Below are 7,412 nucleotides of genomic sequence, written 5' to 3'. Positions count from 1 at the left end.
GCGCTGGTGCGCGGGCGTCAGGCCCGCGGGTGCGCGGGCGTCAGGCGCGCGGGTGCGCGAGTATCAGGCGCGCGGGTGCGCGGGTGTCAGGCTCGCGGGTGCGCCTGGGCGTAAATGTCCTTGAGACGCTGGGCGGAGACGTGAGTGTAGACCTGGGTGGTCTGCAGCGAGGAATGCCCCAGGAGCTCCTGGACGGCGCGCAGGTCCGCGCCCCCATCGAGAAGGTGCGTGGCGGCCGAATGCCTAAGCCCGTGCGGGCTAAGCCCCCTGTTGCCAGTGACCTTATCCGCGCTTGAGACAATCCGGCGAACCTGCCGCTGGTCTATCCGCCCGCCGCGGCTGCCCAAAAACAACGCGTCGCCCGGCTGAGCCCCGGGCTTGCGGAAGCTGGGCCGGGTAGCCATCCAGCGCTCCAGCGCGGTGGCGGCAGCGCGCCCAAACGGCACCACCCGCTGCTTGTTGCCTTTGCCGGTCACCAAGGCCGTGCGCCGGGTGAGATCAACATCCCCGCAGTCCAGCCCCACCAACTCCGCCACCCGCATGCCGGTGGCGTAGAGCAGTTCCAGTATGGCGGTGTCGCGGAGAAAATGCGGCTCATCACGGGACACAGCGTTGGCCACCAGCTCCCCGGCTTCGGTCTGGCCAAGGACCGTGGGAAGGTGCTTGCCTACCTGCGGCGCGCTCAAGCGGGCGGCAACATCGGTTGCCAGGTAGCCCTGCTTGGTGCACCAGGTGGAAAAGGCCCGGACCGCCGCGGTGCGCCGGGCCAAGGTGGCGCGGGATTTGCCCTCCCCCACTGCTTGCGCCAGCCACGCGCGCAGCGCGTTGAGATCTAGGGCCGCGAAGGTGGGAACGGACTCTGCCAGCCCACGCAAGTCACTGCGGTAGCCGCGCACCGTGGCTGGGGAACGGCCAAGGACCTGAAGTTGGTAGTCCGCAAAATCCTCAATCGCCTCACCTACTTGAGTTACCTTATTGCCCATGACCGCCAAGTCTAGCCTGGTTCTAGTCCTCCGCGATCCTCAGCCACTCACCCCCTTGGCGGCGGACCGCGGCTTGTTTTTCCAGCGCCACCAAAAGGTGAATGACAAGCGGTAGGCGCAGACCGCACTCGCGGGAGATATCGGCGGCGGAAATGGGCATTTGCGTGGGCATGGAGCCAAAAACCTTGAGCTCGTTATGAGACATCCGCTGGGTGATACTGGGCTGGAAACTCATTTCCAGCTGGCCGTCAACGTCCACGCTGCCTACTTGTTCAAGGAGCTCGCGGACCCCGTCCGGCCCCGTAATCAGCTGGGCCCGGCCATCCTGGATACGCAAGTGGCAGCCAATGGACCCGGCGTTGGTAATGGGCCCGGGCACCGCCATAGCTACCTTGCCCAGGGCCTCTGTCCAGTTCATGGTGTTAAGCGCCCCGGAGCGATAAGCGGCCTCTACACACACCGTGCCCTGGGCCAGGGCCGCCACCAGGCGGTTGCGCGTGAGGAACCGGTGGCGCTGCGGAGTGGTGCCGGGCGGGAACTCAGTGACTACCGCGCCGGTGGCCGCAATCTGGTCAAACAGGCGTGCATTGCGGGCCGGGTAGTTCACGTCAATTCCACACGCCGCGACGGCCACGGTAAGCCCGCCGGCCGCCAGTGCGGTTTCATGCGCGGCAGTGTCTACTCCCAGCGCGCCCCCGGAGACCACCGTCCAGCCGCGCGGGGCCAGGTCCTCCACGATAAGCCGGGTCACCTCCCACCCGTAGCGCGAGATAGCCCTAGTGCCAATCACCGCCACCGACTGGTCTACTAGCTGTGCCAATCCGCCGCCGCGTACCCACAGACTGTGCGGGGCTATTGCCGCCTGGTCAAAGCTGGCCGGGGCGTCCGGTTGGGCGTTGTGGTAGAACCCAAACGCGGCCTCGAAGTGCTCGGTGGGCCATTCCGGGCTGTCGGCGGTAATCAGACGCGCGCCCGCCTCCTCCGCCGCAGCGATGTCTTCTTCCTGGCGCAGCCAGTCATAACGCGCTGCGGTGTCATCGCGGAGCCTGCCCAGCCAATCGGCGCGGTGGTAGATACCGTGGGCTACTTCTTCCGGCGGGTATTCCGCCAAGAGCGCTTGGAGCATGGGAGAGGGCCCTTCCACCACACGGTTGAGATAGACCCAGGCCTGGTACGGAGTCTCTAGCAAGATACTCATGCCGCCACCTCCGCACCGTGTACCGCACCGCGCAGGTCTAGCGCGCGGGAGACTTCCTCCATGCCCGGCGTTTGCGAACCCGCGATATCCGCCAGAGTCCAGCTCAGGCGCAGCGCCCTGTCCACGCCGCGCTGGCTTAACTCCCCAGCTGTGAGGTAGGCACGCAACAGCTCCATAGCGGTGTCATCGGCCGGAAATTTCTTGCGCAGTACCGGCGAAGGCACGGCCGCGTTAGTGGTGTAGGTAAGCCCGGCGCGCCGCCAGCGCGCCAGCGCGCGTTCGCGAGCTTGGCCCACGCGCTGCGCGATTGCCTGCGAAGTCTCCTCCCCCTCCACCGATAAGCGTGAAGATCCTCCTTCTAGCACGATCCGCATGTCGATACGGTCGCGCAGAGGGCCCGAAATATTTGACAGGTAGCCTTGCCTTTCGGATGCCTTGCACCGGCACAGGCTGGCCGTCTTCGCGCCGCAGCGGCACGGGTTGGCAGCCAGGATGAGCTGGAAGCGCGCGGGGTAGATAACCTCCCGGCGCGAGCGGATGAGCCGGACTTGACCTTCTTCCAAGGGCGCACGCAGGCCGTCCAAGCTAGCAGCTGAAATCTCGCTGGCCTCGTCCAGGAACAGGACCCCGTGGTGGGCCAAGCTCACCGCGCCGGGGCGGGCAATCCCAGAGCCGCCGCCCAGCAAGGAGGCGCGGGTAATTGAGGAGTGGGGGGCCACAAACGGAGCCCGGGAAATCACCTTCCCGGGGTTCCCGGCAATCGAGTGAATGGCCGTGGCCTCCACCGATTCCTGGGTGGTCAATTCTGGCAAGATTCCCGGTATGCGCGCGGCGATCATGGACTTGCCCACGCCGGGTGGGCCTAGCATGAGCATGTGGTGGCCGCCGGCGGCGGCGACCTCGGAGGCAAACTTGGCGTCAGACTGCCCGGCAATATCGCTAAAGCACGGCAGGGCTTGGTTGTGGTGTTTGTGCAGCGCCGCGCTATCTACCAACTGCGTGGCACGCGGCAGCACACGGGTAGAGCGCACCCAACCAAAAACGTCCTGGAGGTTGCTGGCTACATAGACCTCCATGTGCGGTACCAGGGCGGCCTCAGCAGCGTTTCCGGTGGGGATAACCAAGCGGGTAAAGCCGTGTTTGCGGGCCGCCACCAGCGCGGGAATAACGCCGGGAACCGGGCGGATACTGCCGTCTAGTCCCAGCTCTCCTAAAAACAACGTGGTATCTAACAATGCACCCATCTCCGAGCTAGGGCTGAAACCGCCATTGTCTTCTTCCTGCTCATCGAGCCCGGCCAAGAGGATGGCTAGCGCGATGGGTAGGTCAAAGTGTGCGCCGGATTTTGGCAGTGCCGCCGGTGCCATGGAGACAATGATTTTGCGTTTGGGCCAGGGCAGGTAGCTGTTGACTACTGCCGTGCGGATCCTAGCGCGGGCCTCACTGATCCCGGTATCAGCCATGCCCACAATCTGGGTTCCGGGCAGGCCCGCACCCACGTTCACTTCCACCGTTACCGGGTGCGCTAAAACGCCGTCCAGGGCGGTGGTTCGTACTTTACCCAGCGCCATTTTCGACTCCTTGGAAGTACTCGGCGTCAAAGCCGGCGCCGTTGGCGCGTAGGGCCAGGACGTCAAAGCGGACATCGGCAAGGCGATTGCCGGTAACGCGCGGGGAGCTCGGGCCCCGCAGCCATTGGCTGGCCGCCTTGCGCATCCGGGCATACTTCCGCGGCGTTACGGCCTCACTAATGCCGTAGCCGGCACCGCTGCGGGTTTTCACCTCCACGAAAACAATGGTTCCGTCCGGCTCCCGAACAATTAGATCAATTTCCCCCACGGCATAGGAGACGTTAGCGGCTATCACCGTAGCTCCCCGGGCGCAGTAGTACTGCGCGGCAAAGCTCTCCCCTTTCCGGGCTAGCTGGTCCTTGCGTTGCGTTTTTGTCAACATGTGGATATTTACTTTCTTTTCATCGGATTTTTATTACTTCCGATGTCCACCTCACCCGCTGCCAGCCCCGCAGGCAAGGCCCACCCCGGCACAACGCGAAAACCTGTGGATAACTCCGCCGGCGGGCGAAGTTATCCACAGGTTTTGGGCCCTTTTGGGCGCAATCGTGAAAGTTTTTTACTCCGGCAGGACAAAATCCGGTTTATCAAGCTCTTCGATATTGACGTCCTTGTAAGTAATCACCCGCACGTAGCGCACAAAACGGGCCGCGCGGTACATGTCCCACACCCAGGCGTCTGACATGCGAACCTCATAATAAACATCCGGGCCGGAGGTGTGCGGGATGAGTTCAACCGCGTTGGCCAGGTAAAAGCGCCGCTCGGTTTCCACCACGTAGGAAAATTGGCTAACTACGTCGCGGTACTCGCGGTATAGGGACAACTCAACTTCTGCCTCGTAGTTGTCTAATTCCTCAGCGCTCACAGTGCGGTTCTCCTTCAAGTAGGCGGTGACAGCTTCCTACTTTAACCGCTACTGCGGTTCTGGACGCGCAGGCGCGCTAGAAAATTTCGCGTGCGCCCTGGCCACGTTGCCATAGCTGCGGCGATGTTCCGGGCTAGCCCCCAACTCCTCTAGCGCTTGCTGGTGGACTTTGGTGCCGTAACCCTTGTGCCCCGCCAGCCCATAGCCCGGGTACTTGGTGTCCAATTCGCACATAATTAGGTCGCGGGAAACCTTGGCCAGCACGCTGGCTGCAGCTATGCAACGCGCCGCGCCATCGCCGCCAATGACCGGCAGGTGGGGTGTGGGGAGGCCGGGCACGCGCATGGCGTCGGTAAGCACGTAGCCAGGCTGGACTTCCAAGGCCGCCACCGCGCGGCGCATCCCGGAGATGTTGGCGTGCTGTATTCCCCACCTATCAATGTCCGCCGCGCTGATATGTACCACCGCGTAAGCCACGGCCTTAGCTGTGATTACCGGGTAGAGTTCCGCGCGCACCTTGGCACTGATTTTCTTTGAGTCCGTTAGCCGGTCAAGCTCCGGAATCACCCTGTCGGGAAGAATGCACGCGGCAATCGAGATAGGCCCGCAGCACGCCCCGCGCCCCGCCTCATCCACCCCCGCCACCGGGCCTAGACCGGCCTTGGACAGGTGGACTTCATAAGTGCGCAGTTGCTTAAGGTTGCGCATGGTCAACCCGGCCCATTCGCTGCGGTGGGGAAATGATGAACTCCACCTTGCCGCGCACGTTGTCCACCGGAACCGTGCCTTGGTGGATATCCCCTAAATGCGCGCGCGAATCCGCCGATGCCGTGCGGTTGTCCCCCATGACCCACAAAGAGTCTTCCGGCACCTGCACCGGGCCAAAGAATTCACCGCCGCAAGCCCGCGAACTGCCAGGAAAATCCGCATCCGTTTCCGGCGGGTCAAGCAAATAATCCTCAACCAAAGGCTGGCCATCAACCATGATGGCCGGGTCCCCCGCACGGCAAGAAACGGTCTGGCCGCCCGTGGCAATCACGCGTTTGGTAAGGATATTTTCCGTGGAAGCCCCCAACCCGGCCGCGGCCAGAAGGTTCTGGACCCCGCGCACCACCACGTTTGTGGAACGCCGGGACTCAAAGCCTACGTTCCAGGCTGGCGGCCCCGCGAAGACCACCACGTCCCCCGGCTGAGGCGCAGAAAAATAGTAGGTCAGCTTCTGCGCCATAATCCGGTCATTATCGCAACCGGCGCAGCCATGAAAGGTAGGCTCCATGGAACCAGAAGGCACCACGTAGGCGCGCCCTATCAGCGCACTAAACAGCGCAATGAGTACTATTGCCGCCGCCACAACGCCGGCTGGGCGGGTTACCAGGCTCCGGTTTCTCCTGCTTTTACTGCGCCTGGATGTCCGGTTCATCTATCCCGCCCAAGCGGTTGAAGGGGTAGAAGACAAACATCACCTTCCCGCGCACGTTTTCTTCCGGAATGGTGCCCTGGTACTCATCATCCATGTGATAGCGCGAATCCAGGGAGTTGGTGCGGTTGTCGCCCATCATAAACAGATTGCCTTCCGGCACCGTGATGGGGCCAAAATAAGGGCCACCGCAGGCTTCAGACCCGGTTTCCGGATTAACCGGATACGTAGACGGGGTCTGCACGTAGGACTGGTCAATTGGCCGGCCGTCAACCATTACCGCCGGGTCCCCCTCCTGGCAGGAGATGGTCTGACCGCCGGTAGCTATCACGCGCTTGACCAACGTGTTTTCATCCGGCGGGGTCAAGGACACAAAGCTCAGCACGTCTTGAATGCCGTGGATTAGCCCGTTTTCTGAGCGTGGGGAGATGTAGCTGGCGTTCCAGGATTCTGTGCCCTCAAAGACGATGACATCTCCTGGTTCCGGGTGGTTGTCACCGTAAAGGCTGATCTTCTCCGCGAAGATGCGGTCATTGGAACAATTGTCACAACCGTGCAGGGTGGGCTCCATGGAACCGGACGGCACCACATACTGCCGGCCTACCACGTTCTGGAAGATCCCCACCAGGATCAAAACGGCCAAGACTATCAGCGGGGTTTCAATAAACCACGGGAGTTGCTTTTTAGCCTGTGGTTTTTCCACCGGCACGGCATTAGACACGGCGGGGGTTACGAGTTCCCCGCTGCGGGTTGGTAGCGGCTGACTTTGATCTTCAGGTTGTCCCAATTGTTCGTTCACGCGGGAGAGTCTACCGTACAAAACGGCAATAACCGCCAACCACTGGGTGATTGACGGCTATGTGCTGCGGCTAATAAATTAGCGACGCTCCTTGATACGAGCCTTCTTACCGCGCAGATCGCGCAGGTAGTACAGCTTCGCGCGGCGCACGCGGCCACGGCGGGAGACGGTGATGGTGTCAATGTTTGGGGAGTGAACCGGGAAGGTACGCTCCACACCGATACCAAAGGAAACCTTGCGGACGGTGAAGGTTTCGCGAACGCCAGAGCCCTGACGGCGGATGCATACACCCTTGAACAGCTGGGTACGCTGGGTGCTGCCTTCGATAACCTTAACCTCTACGTCAAGGGTGTCTCCGGGGCGGAAGGATGGAACGTCATCGCGCAGGCTAGCTGCGTCAATCTTGTCAAGAATGTTAGTCATTCGAGTATTTTCCTTTTCAATTTAAGACAGAGGACCCTAGCCATTAAGAGCGGCCGGTTCGTGCCTGTTACATAGAACAGCTGACTATTATTCCACGGGCGCTACGCCGCAGCCAAATTTTCCCCTTTTAGGTGACAAACCGGGCAAACCGCCCTA

At 62.1% G+C, this 7,412-nt stretch carries 9 protein-coding genes; all 9 read right to left on the bottom strand.

The genetic code is table 11. The annotated features are described in order from the left end of the window. Window positions 1-86: 86 nt before the first annotated feature. The 9 genes from F4V58_RS04305 to rplS all read right to left on the bottom strand — a co-directional run bounded on the left by F4V58_RS04305 (window position 87) and on the right by rplS (window position 7,256). On the bottom strand, window positions 87-983 hold the full coding sequence (locus tag F4V58_RS04305; protein ID WP_075733652.1) for a tyrosine recombinase XerC: 897 nt from the start codon (window positions 981-983) through the stop codon (window positions 87-89). 22 nt (window positions 984-1,005) lie between these two features. Next, the gene (gene dprA / locus F4V58_RS04300; protein ID WP_075733650.1) at window positions 1,006-2,181 is read right to left on the bottom strand and encodes a DNA-processing protein DprA; all 1,176 of its coding nucleotides are present in this window, start codon (window positions 2,179-2,181) and stop codon (window positions 1,006-1,008) included. Continuing rightward, window positions 2,178-3,752 carry a YifB family Mg chelatase-like AAA ATPase gene (locus F4V58_RS04295; protein ID WP_075733648.1) on the bottom strand — a complete coding sequence of 525 codons (1,575 nt, stop codon included), beginning with the start codon at window positions 3,750-3,752 and terminating at the stop codon, window positions 2,178-2,180. Before F4V58_RS04295 ends, dprA begins: the two co-directional genes overlap by 4 nt. Continuing rightward, a complete protein-coding gene (locus tag F4V58_RS04290) occupies window positions 3,739-4,134 on the bottom strand; it encodes a YraN family protein (protein ID WP_075733646.1) in 396 nt (131 codons plus the stop codon). The genes F4V58_RS04295 and F4V58_RS04290 overlap by 14 nt, the downstream gene beginning before the upstream one ends. Window positions 4,135-4,311: 177 nt before the next feature. Next, window positions 4,312-4,617: a DUF2469 domain-containing protein gene (locus tag F4V58_RS04285; RefSeq protein WP_075733644.1), complete on the bottom strand. Its 306-nt coding sequence runs from the start codon at window positions 4,615-4,617 to the stop codon at window positions 4,312-4,314. A 48-nt stretch (window positions 4,618-4,665) separates the two neighbouring features. Then, window positions 4,666-5,325, bottom strand: coding sequence for a ribonuclease HII (locus F4V58_RS04280; protein WP_075733642.1), 660 nt, complete (start codon window positions 5,323-5,325; stop codon window positions 4,666-4,668). Next, window positions 5,312-6,037, bottom strand: a complete 726-nt coding sequence (gene lepB, locus F4V58_RS04275; RefSeq protein WP_075733641.1) for a signal peptidase I — start codon at window positions 6,035-6,037, stop codon at window positions 5,312-5,314. Before lepB (F4V58_RS04275) ends, F4V58_RS04280 begins: the two co-directional genes overlap by 14 nt. After that, entirely contained in the window at window positions 6,012-6,755 is a 744-nt protein-coding gene (gene lepB / locus F4V58_RS04270; protein ID WP_075736500.1) for a signal peptidase I, read from the bottom strand. The genes lepB (F4V58_RS04275) and lepB (F4V58_RS04270) overlap by 26 nt, the downstream gene beginning before the upstream one ends. 156 nt (window positions 6,756-6,911) lie before the next feature. Continuing rightward, window positions 6,912-7,256 carry a 50S ribosomal protein L19 gene (gene rplS / locus F4V58_RS04265; protein ID WP_075733639.1) on the bottom strand — a complete coding sequence of 115 codons (345 nt, stop codon included), beginning with the start codon at window positions 7,254-7,256 and terminating at the stop codon, window positions 6,912-6,914. Window positions 7,257-7,412: the final 156 nt, after the last annotated feature.

Origin of the sequence: Corynebacterium phocae, from assembly GCF_008693075.1 — a bacterium.
Lineage (GTDB): Bacteria > Actinomycetota > Actinomycetes > Mycobacteriales > Mycobacteriaceae > Corynebacterium > Corynebacterium phocae.
This window is presented reverse-complemented; position numbering and strand designations above follow the sequence as displayed.